Origin of the sequence: Lutimonas halocynthiae (assembly GCF_030409835.1) — a bacterium.
GTDB lineage: Bacteria > Bacteroidota > Bacteroidia > Flavobacteriales > Flavobacteriaceae > Lutimonas > Lutimonas halocynthiae.
Genome location: NZ_JAUFQO010000004.1, coordinates 766,741 through 784,483, shown reverse-complemented (window position 1 = coordinate 784,483; position 17,743 = coordinate 766,741). Strand labels below are relative to the sequence as shown.

Genomic DNA, 17,743 nt, shown 5'->3' with positions numbered 1-17,743 from the left:
CTAAATTGAACCTGTAATTAAACATCTAAATTATCATTATGAAATGGAAGGGTAAACGACAGAGTTCAAATGTTGAAGATAGGAGAGGGCAGTCAGGTTCAAGAAGAGGTGGCGGTGGATTAAACCCTATGTTGCTAGGGCCATTATTTAAACTACTGTTTTCTAAAACAGGCTTGGTAATCATAGCTTTATTTCTTGGATTTTCATGGTTTACCGGCAATAACCCTTTGAGTTTGATAGGTAATTTGATAGGAGGTGGTGGAGGCCAAACCCAATCCGCGGTTCCTTATCAAGGCAGTGCAGCAGAAAATGAACTGGCCGACTTTAGCGCCACAATTTTAGCGAATACTGAAGATGTTTGGAATGGTCTTTTGGATAATTACAGAGAACCAACACTTGTGCTTTTTACAGGATCAGTTTCGTCAGCGTGTGGATCTGCCTCAAGTGCATCCGGCCCTTTTTACTGTCCTGGAGATGAAAAATTATACCTTGATTTGAGCTTTTTTCGCGATATGGAACGTCAATTGAATGCGCCAGGAGACTTTGCCCAGGCCTATGTGATAGCCCATGAAGTGGGTCACCATATTCAAAAGATTATGGGAATAACCGATAAAGTCCACAACATGAGAAGTAGCCTGAGTAAAAAAGAGTATAATCAATACTCTGTCAGACTGGAGTTACAGGCTGATTTTCTTGCCGGAGTATGGGCGCATCATTCAGAGAAAACGGCTCGTATGATGGAACGTGGTGATCTTGAAGAAGCGCTAAATGCGGCTTTTGCTATTGGTGATGACCGTTTACAAAAACAATCTACAGGCAAAGTTGTACCAGATTCTTTTACCCACGGAACTTCAGAACAACGTATCAGATGGTTTAAGAAAGGCTTTGAAACCGGAGATCTCAATCAAGGAGATACTTTTAATGCGAATCCGCTGTAAATTGATTTAAGATTTAAGATTGGAGATTGGAGATTTGACCTGCCTGTCGTCAGAAAGGTTTCAAAAATTCTTTACGCGTTTTGCAAACTACACTTGCGTAAAAGATTTCATACTATTAACGATTATAGTTTGAAGAACATCAATCCCTTAATTTAAACATCATCTCCATAATTTCAATTGAAGGTGGTTCTGAAATTTCATAGGCTGCCGGGATTCCGGCGGCGAGTTCTGAAACTTTATAAGCTGCCATGGCTTCTTTCGATTCCCAGATATAGATACCCGCATACTGACCAGGCTCATTTCTTCTTACATAGTATTTCTGTAAAAGCCCTGCTGTGGCTTCAAATTGAGGTTTTCTTTCTTTGGCTCGCTTTAACAATTCTTCTTCAGGAAGATTTGATTTTAACTTGATAATTTGAACATACATATGCAGATAATTTTTTGGTTTTCAGTGTAATAAATATAAGAAATATTCAAATAACGATTATAAGAGACTGATTTGATATTGATGTTTTTATGAATATCATGCTGTTGAACAATTCATAACAAGGCCTTTTCTTAGCGACAATATGATTATATTGCTAGGAGCTTTTACCCTAAGAAAAAAGAACCTATGACCAATGATAAAGTAAGCATAAGACCTATAATAAAGAACATCAATTCAATTGAGAATAAAAGCCTCGAAGAAAGGTTTCAAAATGAGGTGCTCCGACCCATTATCAAGATGCAGCATGACTTGTTGCTGTTGTTTTTTCAACAGCACACGCTAAAGAAAAAGGTTTCTTTTGCTGATTTAAGCGATGTAAAAAAGAAAGCCTTAATCGCCGAGATATTTAAAAATGACAGCCAGTTTAAAATTGAATTAAGGGGGCTGATCATCGGTCATTTTACCACTGAAGAATTCTTGTCATATCTAGAAATAAGAGCTGATTCAAATAAGCGGATTGTATCGATGATAGAAGAAAGACTTCTGTCTACTATTTAATTTCTGAATTGTTAAGGATCATAAATAAGGTGAATTCTCTAATATTTCATCTTTAGATTCAAGTCATACTGCTAATTTTCAAAAGTTTATTGTATTTTTAAAGAGTAAGTTTTCATGTGCAAAGTTAAAAGCTGAGTGAAATTTATTCAATCTGAACCAAAATTTATTATGAAACGAATTCGATTAAACCCTCAAATCGGGTTTCTATTATTAACAATATTAGTACTTCTTTTTTCCTGTAAAGATGAAAAAAAGGCGCCACCTTTTCCTGTTTATGAGAATGAGTATGAGCAGCCGGAAGTCATTGACTTTAACTTTTCAGAACCTGAGAAGGTAGAATGGAACACTCTTGATCCTTCAAAGATTAAAATATCTCAGCCTGTAAAATATAATTGGAGCAAGCTGCCGTCAAAACCATTTGATATTGGTATACCCTATCCATTGCAAGGTATTATAGAAAAAAAGGAGTTTGATTGGAGTAAATTACCGAGGAGTGATTTCAATTTTGACGAACTTCCTTCAGTTGAATTAGAAATGGTTACTAAAATATTGGGCGAACCCACCATAGTGAAGGCTGGGCAGCCAATAAATGGCACTAATTCTTCTAGAGGTGTTATGAGTTTTGACACTAATTTTGGACTTCCAGCTGAGGCTAATAGCATTTTATTAGACAGTAATGGTCTGATTTGGTTCGGTGCAGCTAATGGAATTGCGAGATATGATGCCGGCCATTTAGAAATATATGGCGCACAACAGGGTCTAAATGCCTTAAATGTATCGGATATATTTCAGGATTCGAAAGGAAGGCTATGGGTTCATACTTATTCAAACAATTTATCTGTTATTGATTTTGAAGCAAATTTAATTCACGAAATCAACAGTGCTTTTCATGGGCTTAACAGGCACGGTATGATGGAGACTGCTGATGGAATTTTTTGGTACGCTTCTTTAAATGACGGTTATAGAATTTTAGATTTCGAGGCAAGGATAGTCAAAAAATTGAGTATAGATGAAGGTCTTGTTGGGAAATTTAATATAAATACAATTCAAGACAATGAAGGTCGCATATGGGTTTCTACTGATAAGGGGATTAATATTTTTGATATAAAGGGTGGAAAAAAAATTACGTTTACACAAGATGATGGCTTACTTTCTAATTTTATAGGCTCTTTTTATCTGGATAAAGAAGGAGATACATGGATAGCTGGGGGAGGTGGGATCACAATCTTAAATAAGAATAATTCAGAAGTTTCATACTTGAAAATAGAAAATGGTCTTGTTGGGGCAGGAGGTTTGTCAAATGTATTTCAAGATCGATCTGGAATTTATTGGATAGGAACTGCAAATGGCTTGATTTTTTCTTTTGATAAGGGGAATGGCTTTTTAAGAAAGTATGTTTTAAATGGAGCGCCCAATAATTGGGTATACCAGATAATTGAAGATGGCCAAGGAGAAATCTGGGCCTCCATTGCTCAGGGCGGCATGTATAAAATTAACAGGAGCAACGGTATGCCAGCAAATTTCTCGATGTCAGATGGTTTGAGTAGCAACGATATGTGGGCTACTTTAGAAGATAGAAGTGGTAAAATTTGGATTGGAAGTAGGCAAGGTATAGACGTTTTTGATCCTGAAGAGGATATAATTAAGCATTTGGATATTGCTCAAGGTTTATTTCACCCTTCAAGTACGAGACTAGACACTGATTCCCGAGGTAGAATTTGGGTCACTGGGATAACAAAAGGAGTGAGTATCGTAGATTATGAAAATCAAACAATACAAACTCTCGAACTTTCCGAAGATGTTGCGGAAGGAATGTTGATTTCTTTTGTTGAAATTATGGATGACGTTTATTGGCTGGGAACCAACGAAGGTGAAATTCTCAAACTAGATTTGGTAAATAATATATTCAAAAGTGTCGCCATCGATTCAACTAAAGAAAATGGAGGTAACAATAGTATGTTTAAAGATGTAAAAGACAGAATATGGGTAGGTACGCTCGACTCTGGAGTTGAAATTTATGATGTTGAGAATAATACTATGTCAAGATTTGGTACCGAAAACGACTTAATTTCAGATAGAATCTATTCGGTTGAATCGGATGTTTCGAATAATATTTGGATTGCAGGGCAAGACGGGGTTTCATTAATTAATTTGGAGGATCAGACATTTACAAATTTCAACATTGCTCAAGGATTAGGGGCTAATGATGTTTATGCCATAAAACAGGGGGAAAATGAAATGTTTTTAGGTACATCGAATGGCCTGACGATTTTAAAGCCGAATAATATTGAGGGAAATGATGTTACGTATTGGAATGTGAAAACTATCGGATCTAATCAAGGTTTGGATTTGGTTGATTTTGGAGAGAACAGTTTCACTTTTGATAAAAATGGTAGGTTCTGGGGAAGTCTGGTAGAAACCATTACTTTGATTGATAAAATAAAGGTCGATTCAGCTCAAACCCCAAGTTATGTTACCGGATTGAATATTTTGGATAATCCCCAATCATTTAAGAACCTTGATCTCATTGCAAGCAAGACAAATATCTCAGATACTGTTTGGGTTAAAGGCAAAAAGGGCTTGCGCCCAATCCAGAAATCTAAAATGGATTCAATTTATAAGTTGCAGGCAGGAATTGAATGGGAAACAGTACAAGGGCCCTATAATATGGCAGTTGACTTAACTTTGCCACATACGCTAAACTACCTGAGTTTTACTTATGGTTCACCGCATTTTAGTAATCCGGATAAGGTTGTATTTAGGTATATTCTGGAAGGTATTGATAAAAACTGGAGCCCAGTTACAGATAAAACGACCAGTGAGAATTACAGAGATCTCCCACCCGGGAACTATAATTTTATGGTGGCTTCAAAGGGATTTAATGGGGTCTGGAGTGATCCTGCCGAGCTAAAATTTACCATCATCCCACCCTGGTGGCAAACCTGGTGGGCCTATACCATATTTGTAGCCTTGTTCTTGGGATTGGGCTTGGTCATTTTACACTATCGCTCACGTTGGTTAAAAAATGAAAACAAGATTCTTGAAGACCGCGTAAATGAGCGCACATCTGAACTAAAGAAAACAATCAGTGAATTGGAAAACACCCAGTCACAACTCATACAATCTGAGAAAATGGCCAGTTTGGGAGAGCTTACTGCAGGGATTGCTCATGAGATTCAAAACCCGATGAATTTTATCAATAATTTCTCAGAAGTAACTATTGAGTTGGTAGATGAAATGTGTGAAGAATTGGATAAAGGAGACGTGAGTGAGGCTAAGGATATTTCTAAAGACATTATACAGAATCTGGGAAAAATAACCCATCATGGTAAACGAGCCAGTAGTATTGTGAAAGGTATGCTGGAACATTCTCGTAATAGTTCAGGGCAGAAAGAAATGATAGATTTAAATGTTTTATCTGATGAGTATCTGCGTTTGGCCTATCATGGTTTAAGAGCCAAAGACAAGTCATTTAATGCCGATTTTAAAACAGATTTTGATGAGACACTTCCAAAAGTAGAAATCATTCCACAAGATTTAGGAAGGGTTGTTTTAAACATCATCAATAATGCATTTTTTGCAGTGACCTCAATTCCTGAAGAGCAGCGAGATGAGAATTACAAACCCTTGGTTACCGTAAGTACCAAGAATTTAAAAGATCAGGCAAGAATTTCTATTAAGGATAATGGGCCTGGAATTCCTGAGGACATTAAAGACAAAATATTTCAACCATTTTTCACTACCAAGCCTACGGGTAAAGGAACCGGGCTAGGATTATCTTTAGCTTATGACATCATTACAACGGGTCATGGAGGAGCTATTGAGTTGAATACAGAGCCAGGCAAAGGCACTGAATTTGTTATATATATTCCGATAAAAAAATAAATAGATGTAAGAATGAGAATTCATAGCATATAAAATAAGAATACCATTAACCCCCAAAATAGAATAAGAATGAGAATATTAGTTGTTGATGACGAAAAAGATGTAGAGTTACTTTTTCGTCAAAAATTTAGAAAAGAAATCAAAAATAAAAGTCTTGAATTGGTATTTGCCTTTTCAGGTCAGGAAGCTTTAGAAATGCTCGAAAAAAGTGTGCCGCCAAAGGTGATTTACATTTTTTCAGATATCAATATGCCGGGAATGACTGGTTTGGAGCTGTTGGATAAGGTAAAGGGGAAATATCCTCAAATAAAGGTCAGTATGATCTCGGCCTATGGCGACACAGACAATTATAATAAGGCGATAGAATCAGGAGCCAAAGAGTTTTTTACAAAGCCCATAGATTTTGAATCATTAAGAGAAGAGATTAACGGATTAATCAATTAAATACATTGTACACCATGATGACTAAAATACTTGTTGTTGATGATGAAGAGGATTTAAAAGTCTTGATTAAACAGCGCTTCAGAAAGAAAATTCGGAATAATGAATATGGTTTTATATTCGCAGATAATGGCAGGCATGCTTTAGAGCAGTTGGTCGAACATACTGATGTGGATCTTGTTCTAAGTGATATCAATATGCCTGAAATGGATGGGCTTACTTTATTGACCAAGCTGAGCGAACAAAATTCATTGTTAAAATCGGTCATGGTTTCTGCTTATGGCGATATGGAGAATATCCGAATGGCTATGAATCGTGGTGCTTTTGATTTTATCACAAAACCCATAGATTTTAAGGACCTCGAGATTACCATTGAAAAAACAATTGCTCACGTTGAAGCCATCAAAAAAACGCTTCAGGCGGTTAAAGAAAACAATATCCTGAGGATGTATGTTGATGAGAACGTCATCAACTTTATGGGTGGTAAAGAAATGAAAACAGCCATGTTTGAAACCGAAACGGTGGAGGGCACAGTGGTCTTTGTTGACATTTGCGGGTTTACAACGATTAGTGAAAATGAACCTGCTGAAAAGGTAGTGGCCATGTTAAATGCCTATTTTGATATTATGGTGAAGGCGATTATCAAACAAGATGGGGTTGTCGATAAGTTTTTAGGGGATGCAATAATGGCTTCCTTTAGAGGTGAATATCATTTGGACAGGGCCATAGAGACCTGTCTTGACATTAGAAAATCGATTGAAAACACTGAGATTGATATAGGGATTGAGTCTTATAAGCCAGAAGTTTCTATTGGTATAAATAGTGGTGATATGGTATGGGGTAATATTGGCTCTTCTACCTTGAAAAGATTGGATTATACTGTAATTGGCGACGCTGTAAATGTAGCATCCAGATTGCAATCAGCTGCTGATAAGGGGCAGATCCTGATCAGTGAGGCGAATTATAAAAAAATTAAAGAGTCTTTTAACTGTGAAAAAATAGGTGAGATTGTTATGAAAAATAAGGCTCAGCCGCTTATGGTTTATGAGGTTCTTGATTAGACTACAAAACGAGATGAGTGCATAGTATTAAACGTTTATGAATCTATCCAAACAAGCAGAGAAAGAACTGCTAGTCGTATATAATTCCTGGTGGGAAAGTTACCTCAATGGTGACATACCAACCTATGATTCATTTCTAGATGATGATTTTCGATTTGTCGGATCAACCGACGGAGAAGAATTTCTCAATAGAAAAGGCAGCACCGCTTTTTTTGAAGCTACTGCAGATCAATTGGCTGGAAAGGCAAAATTAGAGAATATTGTCAGAACCATAGAGTCTATAGATAGTATGGTGCTGATTACCGATTTAGCGGATGCCTATGTCCTTGATGGAAACGACTGGGTGTATTATGCACGGTTCAGGTTCACTTCATTGATGCGAAACACTTCAAATGGCTGGCGATTCTTTTACCAGCATTTTTCCACTCCTGATGTAAAAGCAGAAGAAGGAGAGACACTTGGTATTGATAAGATTACAAGTGAAAACCTGGAATTACGAAATGCCATAAAGCGAAGAACGGCAGAACTGGAAATAAAAAACAGAGACTTAGAAGTTGAAGCATCCCTTGAACGGATAAGAGCCCAAGTCACTGCTATGAGCCAATCGTCAGATCTACTGGATATTGTTGTCAGCATGCGAACTGAGTTTGTTAATCTTGGTCATGAAGCACATTATTTCTGGCAAATGAGCTGGTTAACAGATAGATATCAAAAAGCCATGACCTCGGGGGATGGTACCCGAATTGGAATGATCATGGAACTCCCAAGAGATTTTCACAGTCATTATGAAGGAATGACCGAATGGGAAAATAATGATGAACCCATCATTGTACTGGCTTTGGAAACAGAAATTGCGGTGGATTATATTGATAAGATGATCAAGCAGGGTAATTTTCAGCTGGTAGACCCAAATGCGCCAAGTCTTGATGATGTGAGACATATTGGAGGTTTAACTTTTGTCAGTGCTAGAACTGCGCATGGAGAGATTGGTTATAGTTTGCCCGGTGTGGTGAAAAATCCACCAAAAGAAGATCTGGATATCCTGGTTCGCTTTGCCGGAGCCTTTGATCTGGCTCATAAACGATTTGAAGATCTAAGACGCAGTGAACAACAAGCAAGAGAAACGAAAATAGAATTAGGTTTAGAACGTGTAAGGGCGAGAGCCATGGCCATGCAGGATTCTTCAGAGTTGTCTCAATTGGTAGATACTGTTTTTAAGGAACTGGCAATACTTGACTTTGCATTGCAGGCTTGTATCATTAACTTGATAGATATAGATAACTTGTGCAACACAGTTTGGATGAAAAGCCCCGATGTTGGTAGTATTCCGGATTCATATTTTATGAAATTTGAAGATTACCCGTTTCATGATGCGATGAAAGAGGGATATCTAAGAAGAAAAGCCAAATATATTTATACGATTCAGGGAGCCGAAAAAAAGGAATACGACAAGTATTTATTTAAGGATACAGCATTCCGAAAAATTGCACAAGAGGCGCAAGATAGTTTTACATCTTTAGAAAAATATGTTTGCTCTTTCACCTTCAGTAATTTTGGAGGGATACAAACGATAGGAGAGGAACCATTATCGGACGAGAATTTAGACATACTCGCGCGGTTCGGCAAAGTATTCGATCTTACATATACGCGTTTTAATGATTTAAAACTGGCTGAAGCTCAGGCCAGGGAATCACGAATAGAACTGTCCTTAGAAAGGGTTCGTGCCAGGACCATGGCCATGCAACAAAGTGAGGAACTAGGTGACGTAGCAACCGTACTTTTTAAAGAATTGAATGAGCTGGTCGAAAATTTATGGACCTGTGGTTTTGTGCTATGTGAAAAAGACAGAAAAGAAGATGAGTGGTGGTTGAGTACTGAAGAAGGCTTTATACCTCCTTTGTTATTGCCCAATGTTGGAGATGATACTCATCATAATATATATGAGGCTTGGAAAAATGGAGCAACTTATCATACAGAACAACTAGAAGGGGAGGCCTTACAGGAGCATTATGACTGGTTGCTGAACATCCCGGCTGCTAAAGAGGTCTTTGATGATATGCAGGCTTCAGGTCAAAAGAAGCCTACATGGCAAAAATTACATTGTGCCTACTTTTCTTACGGTTACCTGGTAATGATCACCGAAGTTCCATGTCCTGAAGAAGAAATATTTAAGCGTTTTGCAAAGGTTTTTGACCAAACCTATACCCGTTTTCTAGATCTTCAAAAATCAGAGGCACAGGCCAGAGAGGCAGAGGTAGAACTGGCTCTGGAAAGAGTTCGTGCGAGAACCATGGCAATGCAACACAGTGAGGAATTGGCTGAAGTAGCTACCGTTTTATTCCAGCAGGTTGGAGAATTGGGTATACCCCAATGGACCTGTGGTTTTAATATATGGGAAACAGGGGATACACACTTTACTTTTTACCCCGGTGGACCGGATGGAGAAATTCTGGCATCTTGCAAGGTGCCACTTATGGAGCATCCGATTTTTAGACAATTCGATGAATCTAAAAAAAGAGGGGATGAACTATTAGTTTATGAAAAAGAAGGAGAAATTCAGGCTGATCATTATCGATATATGCATTCACTTCCGGGTATTGGAGATATGCTCCAGGGCATGTTGGATAGTGGTTTAGAGTTTCCTACGTATCAAATTGATCATGTGGCCAATTTCTTATATGGCAATATTATATTTATTACCTACGAGCCTTTCCCTGAAATGCATGATGTTTTTAAACGTTTTGCCAAAGTTTTTGAACAAACCTATACACGTTTTTTAGATTTGCAGAAAGCAGAGGCACAGGCAAAGGAAGCGCAGATTGAAGCGGCTCTGGAAAGAATTCGAAGCAAATCTATGTCTATGATTAGCTCTAAAGGTATTGGTGATACGGTGGCCACACTTTTTCATGAATTGGTTAAAATAGGACACTCAAAGACCGCAAGAACCGGCATTGGAATATTCGATGACTCCAAATACATCAAACTTTGGTCAGCCATCATCGATCAAGATGAAGAGGCAGTTCTTCGAACAGGACAATTCGATATGACCTTAAATCCAAGTAATATAAAAGTGAAAAATGCCTGGGAAAGTGGGGTTAAGGATTATTATTTTGAAATGAAGGGCCCTGAATTAATAGAATATTATAAAACTATCAATGAGTCAACTTCTTATGATTTAGAAATTGATTTAAAAAAACTTCCTGAAAAAGAATATTGGTATCAAAGTTACTTTAAGTATGGACTTTTTTATGCCATTGACGGGGTAGAAATTTCGGAAGAAACCAAAATTATATTTACCAGGTTTTCCCAGGTTTTTGAACAGGTATACACCAGGTTTTTAGACTTACAAAAAGCAGAGAATCAAGCAAGGGAAGGACAGATTGAAACAGCATTAGAGCGAGTCAGGTCTCGATCTATTGGTATGCAAAACAGTGAAGAACTAAAAGAGGTAATACAGGTTATTTTTGATCAATTGAGTTTGCTCAATATCAATGCTGAACACGCTGGAATTGTTGTTGATTATAAAGAAAAAGAAGATTGGAATTTTTGGGTTGCCGAGACACAAGATATCCCATCGCGGATAACCGTTCCTTATCTAGACTCAGTATGGGATCGGCAATTCACCGAAGCCAAGAAAAAAGGAAAAGACTTTTTTACCACTCAGTTAGACTTCGAAGAAAAGAACAAGTTTTATGAGAAAATGCTTCCATATATCACAGGCTTGACAAAAAAAGCCCGCGACTTTTATCTTACATGCCCTGGTTTGGCAGCATCTACAGTAGTACAAGATAATATCGGTCTATACATAGAAAACTTTGACGGCACTCCCTATTCAAAGGAGGAGAACAGTGTTTTACGTCGTTTTGGCATGGTCTTCCAGCAGACCTACACCCGCTTCCTTGACCTCCAAAAAGCAGAAGCACAAGCGAGAGAATCTCAGATCGAGGCAGCACTGGAAAAAGTTCGTTCCCAATCTTTGGCAATGCATAAGAGTGAACAACTTCCTGAAACCTCCAAGGTGCTATTTGAGCAATTTGAGTCATTGGGAAAAGTACCAGATCGAATAGGCATTATCATTTTCAATGAAGAAGCTAAAGAATTTGAGTTATGGGGAACCGATCAAATAGGAAGTGAACTCAACCATAGTTTTGTGGGTTCATTGGAAGAACCTACAGTAATGATCAAAATGCATAAAGCCTGGAAAGAAGGAAAAGATTCTAATATAATAGATCTGTCAGGTCATGATTTAAAAGATTGGATAAAGTATAATAGAAAAAATGTGAAACTTCCTGTTGACGTTTCGCGAATTAAAGGAAGAAGAGTACAACAGGCTGCATTTTTCTCTCAAGGAATGTTCCTTTTTACTTCTAATGAGCCTGAAGGAGAAGAAACAATGAGTTTATTGGTTCGATTCGCTAAAGTATTTGACCAAGCCTATACACGTTTCCTCGACCTTCAAAAAGCAGAAGCACAAGCTAGAGAAGCACAAATAGAGGCTGCTTTAGAAAAGATAAGAAGCCGAACAATGGCCATGCAAAAAGGGGAAGAACTGCATGATGTGGTTGTCTTGTTGTATAAAGAACTTATTACCCTTGGTGTTACCAACTTTGCGACATGCGGTTATGTAGAAATTAATGAGAAAACCCAATTACAATCCACTTGGGTCACGAGTCCTGGGGGAGATTCTTTAGGGTTATTTTATCTTCCTTTAACCGGAGATGTTCATTTTGACGCACGTTACGCGGCATGGAAAAAACAACAAACGGTGTTTCATCAAACAGTTGCTGGTAAAGAGCGAAAAAAACATCTTGCATATGCCATTACCACCTTTAATTCAAAAGAGGCAGAAGAAATGGTATTAAACCAGTTCCCGGATCCAACTGTATTTTATTGCTTTAATTTTTCGCATGGGTACCTGCACGTGGTTGCTGGCTCAATTTTTACGAAAGAAGAAGAGACTTTACTTACTAGGTTTACCAGGGTATTTGAACAAACCTATGCACGCTTTCTAGACCTGAAAAAAGCAGAAGCCCAAGCAAGGGAAGCCCAAATCGAAACTGCGTTAGAGCGAGTGCGTTCTAGAACTATGGCTATGCATAATTCTAGCGAACTAGCAGAGACGGCAGCCGTGTTATTCCAACAATTAAAAGAATTAGGGGTAGATCATGATAGGACCAATATCGGTATTGTAGATGAGGTAAATGGAAAAATTAATTTTTGGCTTACTACGCAGAAAGGCAATCTGGTGGATAAGATTTTTCCTGCCAGCATCGATGAATCTAATACCTTAAAGACCATTTATAAAGGTTACAAAGAAAAGAGAAAGTCAATCATCGTTGAGCAAAAAGGGGCTGAACTTAAAAGATGGATTTCTTTTATAACGGATAAATTAGGTATCCCATACATTCCTCCAACAAGAAATGAAGTAAGAGTCCAAAATGTTGGCTACATTTCGCAAGGGATGCTGATTGCTACTTCCACCAATCCATTAAATGAAGAATCAATAAGGATACTCGAGCGATTTGCAGCAGTGTTTGAACAAACCTACACCCGTTTTCTTGACCTTCAAAAAGCAGAAGCCCAGGCAAGAGAAGCTCAGATTGAAGCGGCATTGGAGAAGGTCCGTTCTCGTTCTTTGGCAATGCAAAAACCTGAGGAACTTCAGGAAGTAGTTGCAGTCGTGGCCGAAAAATTAAAGGAATTAGGCGTTATATTTGATGCTGGCGGTGTGATTCTTTGTACCTATTTTCCGGATAATAAAGATGTAATGCATTGGATTGCTGTTGATGACTTTTCATCTTCAGGGAGTTATTTCGTACCCTATTTTGATAACCCGATTTTTAACGATGCCTGGGATTCTAAAATCAAAGGTGATGCCTATTTCTCAAAAGAGTTTTCTGTAAAAGCGAAAAACGAGTTTTTTAAGCATGCCTTTAAGAATAGTGATTACAGGTATTTTCCAGACGATTATAAGCAACATGTACTTCAAGCTGATAAACATAACCTCTCAGCTGCTTGGTCAAAAAACTCGGCAATTATAATTCCTTCTCTGACTGGAGCCATCCCTTCTGAGAGTGACGCGGAAATAATGAAACGTTTTGCCAAGGTTTTCGAGCAAGCCTATATTCGTTTTATGGACCTGCAAAAAGCAGAAGCACAGGCTAGGGAAGCACAGATAGAGGCCGCATTGGAAAGAACGAGAAACCAGAGTATGCAAATGCAGCATTCTGATGAAATAAAAGACCTCTCCAAGATTTTTCACGAACAGCTTCATGTACTCAACATTCCTTCAGAGTTTTCATATGTCTGGCTTCCAGAAGAGGCTAAACAAGAACATATGTTTTGGGCCACCTGGTCAGAAACTACGAAAGGGGCAACCGCTACTCGGAGTAAATCAGTTGTTTATCCACTAGACAAATCAGAGCCTTATACGGCGGCTTGCTATAAAGCCTGGATAAGCAAAGAACCAGTTCATGAATCTAAAATATTAGCAAAAGATACTGAGAAGTTTTTTGATATCTGGAAGGAGTTACTCAAAGGAGCTAAAAAGTTGAAGGTGCGTTATTTTCCTGAAGGAATCTATTATGCGGAAGCCTATATGAAATACGGCTGTTTTGGTATCAATATCAGAAGAGCGCTGCAAAATGATGAAGCAGATATTCTGCATCGTTTTGCCATAGAATTTGAACGTGCCTATACGCGCTTTCTCGACCTTAAAAGAGCAGAAGAGCAAGCTAGAGAAGCCCAGATTGAAGGCGCTCTGGAAAGAGTGCGTTCCAAGACCATGGCCATGCATAACAGTCAGGAGGTAGGCGCTACAATAGGCGCTATGTTTGATGAATTGGTAAAATTAGGAATTGAGAAATCGGTAAGATGCGGAATTGGGATTTTGGATCGAACCAAACCCATGGAACTCTGGACAGCATCATCAAATACAGATGGGGAAGTTATTTTAAGTATTGGCTTTTTAGATATGTCTATTCATCCTTTGTTGAAGGGTGTAAAAAAATCGTGGGAAAAGAAGGAGGCGAATTTTAAATATGAGCTGAAGGGTAAAAATTTATTAAAATATTTCACAGCACTTAATGAATCTCCTGAGTATCTTTTTCAAACTGACTTAGAGTCCTTACCCAAGAAAGTAATACATAACAGTTTTCCTTTTTCCGAAGGAACCTTATTTGCCTTTTCGCCTCATCCATTGACAAAAGAGGAAGAACAAATATTTAAAAGGTTTACCGGCGTTTTTGCACAAACATATACGCGATACCTCGATCTTTTGAAAGCAGAAGCCCAAACAAGAGAGGTTCAAATTGAAGCAGCATTAGAACGTGTACGATCCAAAACCATGGCCATGCACAATAGTGAAGAGGTAGGGCAAACGGTCATTTCATTTTTTGATGAAGTCATGAAGTTGGGCTTGGATAAAACTATTCGTTGTGGCATTGGAATCCTCGAAAACGGACCTGATATGGAAACCTGGTCAGCCAATTTAACAGACGATGATGAAGTGGTTTTAAGAGTAGGCCTGTTAAACATGCAAATTCATCCCATGTTACAAGGGCTGAGAAAAGCCTGGGATAATGGAAAAGAGGGATACACTTATGATTTTATAGGTAAGGATGTTTATACCTATTACAATGCTTTGAACAATGAACCTGAATACCCATTTAATGCTGATTTAGATGCCTTGCCCGAAAATGAGTACCATCATAGTTTTTTCTTTTCGTCAGGGATTATTTTTGCTTTTAGTGAAAACCGAATTTCTGAAGAAGCTTGTAAGGTGTTAGATAGGTTTTCAGATGTATTCGGACAAACGTATAGGCGTTACCTGGATCTTAGAAAGGCTGAGGCCCAAGCCAAGGAGGCACAGATAGAAGCCGCTCTTGAAAAAGTCCGTTCTAGAACCATGGCCATGCAAGCCAGTAGTGAACTGCAGGAAGCGTCACACTTATTATTTCTGGAGGTTCGGGCGCTTGGTATTGATGCATGGAGTGCAGGCTATAATATATTGAATGAAGATAAGACACAAAGTGAATGCTGGATGAGTAGTTTGGAAGAATTGCAAGATCCTTTTTCCTTATCTTATACAGAGGAGGCATCTTTTATAGAAATGGGCACATTTTTAAAAAGTGAGGAAGAATTTTTGGTTCAGGAATTAGCAGGAAAAGACTTAGAACAGCACTATGCATATATGAAATCATTGCCTGAATTGAAACAAACATTCAAGCAGTTAGAGGATGCCGGCCTCAGTGTACCCACTCATCAAGTAAATCATCTTTGCAAGTTTAGCAAAGGCTACTTGTTATTTATCACTTATGAATCTGTTCCGAAAGAGCACGATATCTTTAAACGGTTCACAAAGGTTTTTGAACAGACCTATACACGTTTTCTAGACCTGAAAAAGGCAGAGAACCAGTCAAAAGAAGCTCAGATAGAGCTTGCATTAGAAAGAGTCAGGGCCAGTAGTATGGCCATGCATAAAAGTGAACAATTGGCTGAAACGGCAGAAGTGCTCTTTGAACAATTTGATCTTCTTGGGATCATTCCTGACCGCATAAGCATAGCAATTTACAATGAAAAGAAAAGGCTATTTGAATTATGGTCTACTGACCAAAGTGGAACTCTAGTCAATCATGGGCATGACTTTTCAATCGAAGAACCTACTTGTATGGCGAAGACTTATAAGGCATGGAAAGAAGGAAAAGAAACTTTTACCATTGACCTTAAAGGAAAAGATTTAGAAGATTGGGTTCGTTATGTAAAGGAAGAGGCCAAAATGGCATTAGATGATTCTGAATTCCAAGGAAGAAGGGTTCAACATGCTGCTTTTTTCTCACAAGGCTACTTGCTTTTGAGTTCTCATTTGCCCATTTCTGATGAAACGGAGCAATTATTGGTGCGATTTACTAAAGTTTTCCAACAAACTTATACCCGTTTTCTCGACCTCCAAAAGGCTGAGAAGCAGGTTAGAGAGACAATTAAACGAGCTTCGGTAGACAGAGTTCGAGCAGAAATAGCCTCTATGCGTACCGGAACTGATTTGAATCGGATTACACCCTTGATTTGGAACGAGTTAACCACCCTTGATGTTCCCTTTATCCGTTGTGGAGTTTTTATTATGGATGAAGAAACACAGCAGGTGCAAACGCATTTGTCAACTCCTGATGGAAAAGCAATCGCTTCATTTGAGCTTCCTTTTGAAAATACGGCACCACTTGAAGATCTAGTATTATACTGGCGTAAAAACGAAATGTATAAAGATTATTGGGATGAGTCAGCGTTTATTAAATCAATAAATACCTTAATGCAACGAGGTAAAATCGAGTCAGCAGAGACTTATATGACTAAAAACCAACCAACCTGTTTACATCTGCATTTTCTGCCATTTTTACAAGGGATGTTGTATGTGGGAAGTGAAGTATCTCTGACGAAAGATGAATTGAGTCTGTTACAGAATCTTGCCGAAGCTTTTTCTTCTGCTTATGCCCGTTATGAAGATTTTAATAAACTGGAATTAGCGAATATCAAGATTGAAAAAACGCTTGTAGATTTAAAACAAGCCCAGTCTCAGCTGGTACAATCTGAAAAGATGGCTTCATTAGGGGAGCTAACTGCAGGGATTGCACATGAGATTCAGAACCCACTTAATTTTGTCAATAATTTCTCTGAAGTGTCGCAAGAACTCATGGAAGAAATGCATGAAGAAATTAAGAATGGCGACCTTGAGGAAGCCTTAGAAATAGGAAATGACATTGAACAAAATCTTGAAAAGATTCACCACCATGGTCAGCGAGCAAGTGAAATTGTAAAAGGGATGTTACAGCATAGTCGCAGCAGCTCAGGAGTAAGAGAATTAACTGATATCAATGCCCTGGCAGATGAGTATTTAAGACTTGCTTATCACGGTTTGCGTGCAAAAGACAAGACCTTTAATGCCACAATGGAAACTCATTTTGATGAAAAACTTACAAAGATAGAAGTCATTCCACAAGATATAGGAAGGGTCATACTCAATTTGATTACCAATGCTTTTTATGCTGTTGACCAAAAGAAAAAACAAGAAATCGATGGTTATGAACCAAAGGTTACTATACATACGAAAAGAACCAAAAAAGGCAATGAAATTAAAGTAACAGATAACGGAAATGGCATTCCGCAAAAAGTGCTGGATAAAATATTTCAACCCTTTTTTACTACCAAACCAACAGGGCAAGGCACAGGGCTTGGTTTAAGCTTGAGTTATGATATTATTACAGCACATAGAGGAGAATTGAAAGTAGAGACTAAAGAAGGAGTAGGAACAACTTTTATTATTCAATTAACAACGCTCTAATTTTTGTTGAAGATTCCAAAGTACATGTAATGTTCAACAAAGAGAATGTCTTTTATTTTAAAGAATTAATTTTAACTGACAAAGTTTAGTCAAAATTTCA

The 17,743-nt window shown here is 38.1% G+C and carries 7 protein-coding genes; 6 read left to right on the top strand and 1 reads right to left on the bottom strand.

The window, feature by feature from the left end:
- Positions 1-38: 38 nt before the first annotated feature.
- On the top strand, positions 39-938 hold the full coding sequence (ypfJ, locus tag QWY87_RS09250; protein ID WP_290290507.1) for a KPN_02809 family neutral zinc metallopeptidase: 900 nt from the start codon (positions 39-41) through the stop codon (positions 936-938).
- 139 nt (positions 939-1,077) lie between these two features.
- Here ypfJ and QWY87_RS09245 read toward each other — a convergent pair whose 3' ends face one another.
- The gene (locus QWY87_RS09245; protein ID WP_290290504.1) at positions 1,078-1,365 is read right to left on the bottom strand and encodes a hypothetical protein; all 288 of its coding nucleotides are present in this window, start codon (positions 1,363-1,365) and stop codon (positions 1,078-1,080) included.
- A 186-nt stretch (positions 1,366-1,551) separates the two neighbouring features.
- Between QWY87_RS09245 and QWY87_RS09240 the strand changes: the two genes are divergently transcribed.
- The 5 genes from QWY87_RS09240 to QWY87_RS09220 all read left to right on the top strand — a co-directional run bounded on the left by QWY87_RS09240 (position 1,552) and on the right by QWY87_RS09220 (position 17,643).
- Entirely contained in the window at positions 1,552-1,923 is a 372-nt protein-coding gene (locus QWY87_RS09240) for a glyoxalase (protein WP_290290502.1), read from the top strand.
- 168 nt (positions 1,924-2,091) lie between these two features.
- Positions 2,092-5,808 (top strand): two-component regulator propeller domain-containing protein, encoded by a 3,717-nt coding sequence (locus QWY87_RS09235; RefSeq protein ID WP_290290500.1) that lies wholly within the window; start codon positions 2,092-2,094, stop codon positions 5,806-5,808.
- A 69-nt stretch (positions 5,809-5,877) separates the two neighbouring features.
- The gene (locus QWY87_RS09230; protein ID WP_290290497.1) at positions 5,878-6,252 is read left to right on the top strand and encodes a response regulator; all 375 of its coding nucleotides are present in this window, start codon (positions 5,878-5,880) and stop codon (positions 6,250-6,252) included.
- Between the two features lie 14 nt (positions 6,253-6,266).
- Entirely contained in the window at positions 6,267-7,310 is a 1,044-nt protein-coding gene (locus QWY87_RS09225) for an adenylate/guanylate cyclase domain-containing protein (RefSeq protein WP_290290495.1), read from the top strand.
- Between the two features lie 37 nt (positions 7,311-7,347).
- A complete protein-coding gene (locus QWY87_RS09220; protein ID WP_290290493.1) occupies positions 7,348-17,643 on the top strand; it encodes an ATP-binding protein in 10,296 nt (3,431 codons plus the stop codon).
- Positions 17,644-17,743 lie beyond the last annotated feature (100 nt).

What these genes read in the sequence shown, in the direction of transcription:
- QWY87_RS09230 (WP_290290497.1), top strand. Translation starts at nt 5,878, where the DNA reads ATGAGAATATTAGTTGTTGATGACGAAAAAGATGTAGAGTTACTTTTT.
- QWY87_RS09235 (WP_290290500.1), top strand. Translation starts at nt 2,092, where the DNA reads ATGAAACGAATTCGATTAAACCCTCAAATCGGGTTTCTATTATTAACA.
- QWY87_RS09240 (WP_290290502.1), top strand. Translation starts at nt 1,552, where the DNA reads ATGACCAATGATAAAGTAAGCATAAGACCTATAATAAAGAACATCAAT.
- QWY87_RS09225 (WP_290290495.1), top strand. Translation starts at nt 6,267, where the DNA reads ATGATGACTAAAATACTTGTTGTTGATGATGAAGAGGATTTAAAAGTC.
- QWY87_RS09220 (WP_290290493.1), top strand. Translation starts at nt 7,348, where the DNA reads ATGAATCTATCCAAACAAGCAGAGAAAGAACTGCTAGTCGTATATAAT.
- ypfJ (WP_290290507.1), top strand. Translation starts at nt 39, where the DNA reads ATGAAATGGAAGGGTAAACGACAGAGTTCAAATGTTGAAGATAGGAGA.
- QWY87_RS09245 (WP_290290504.1), bottom strand. Translation starts at nt 1,365, where the DNA reads ATGTATGTTCAAATTATCAAGTTAAAATCAAATCTTCCTGAAGAAGAA.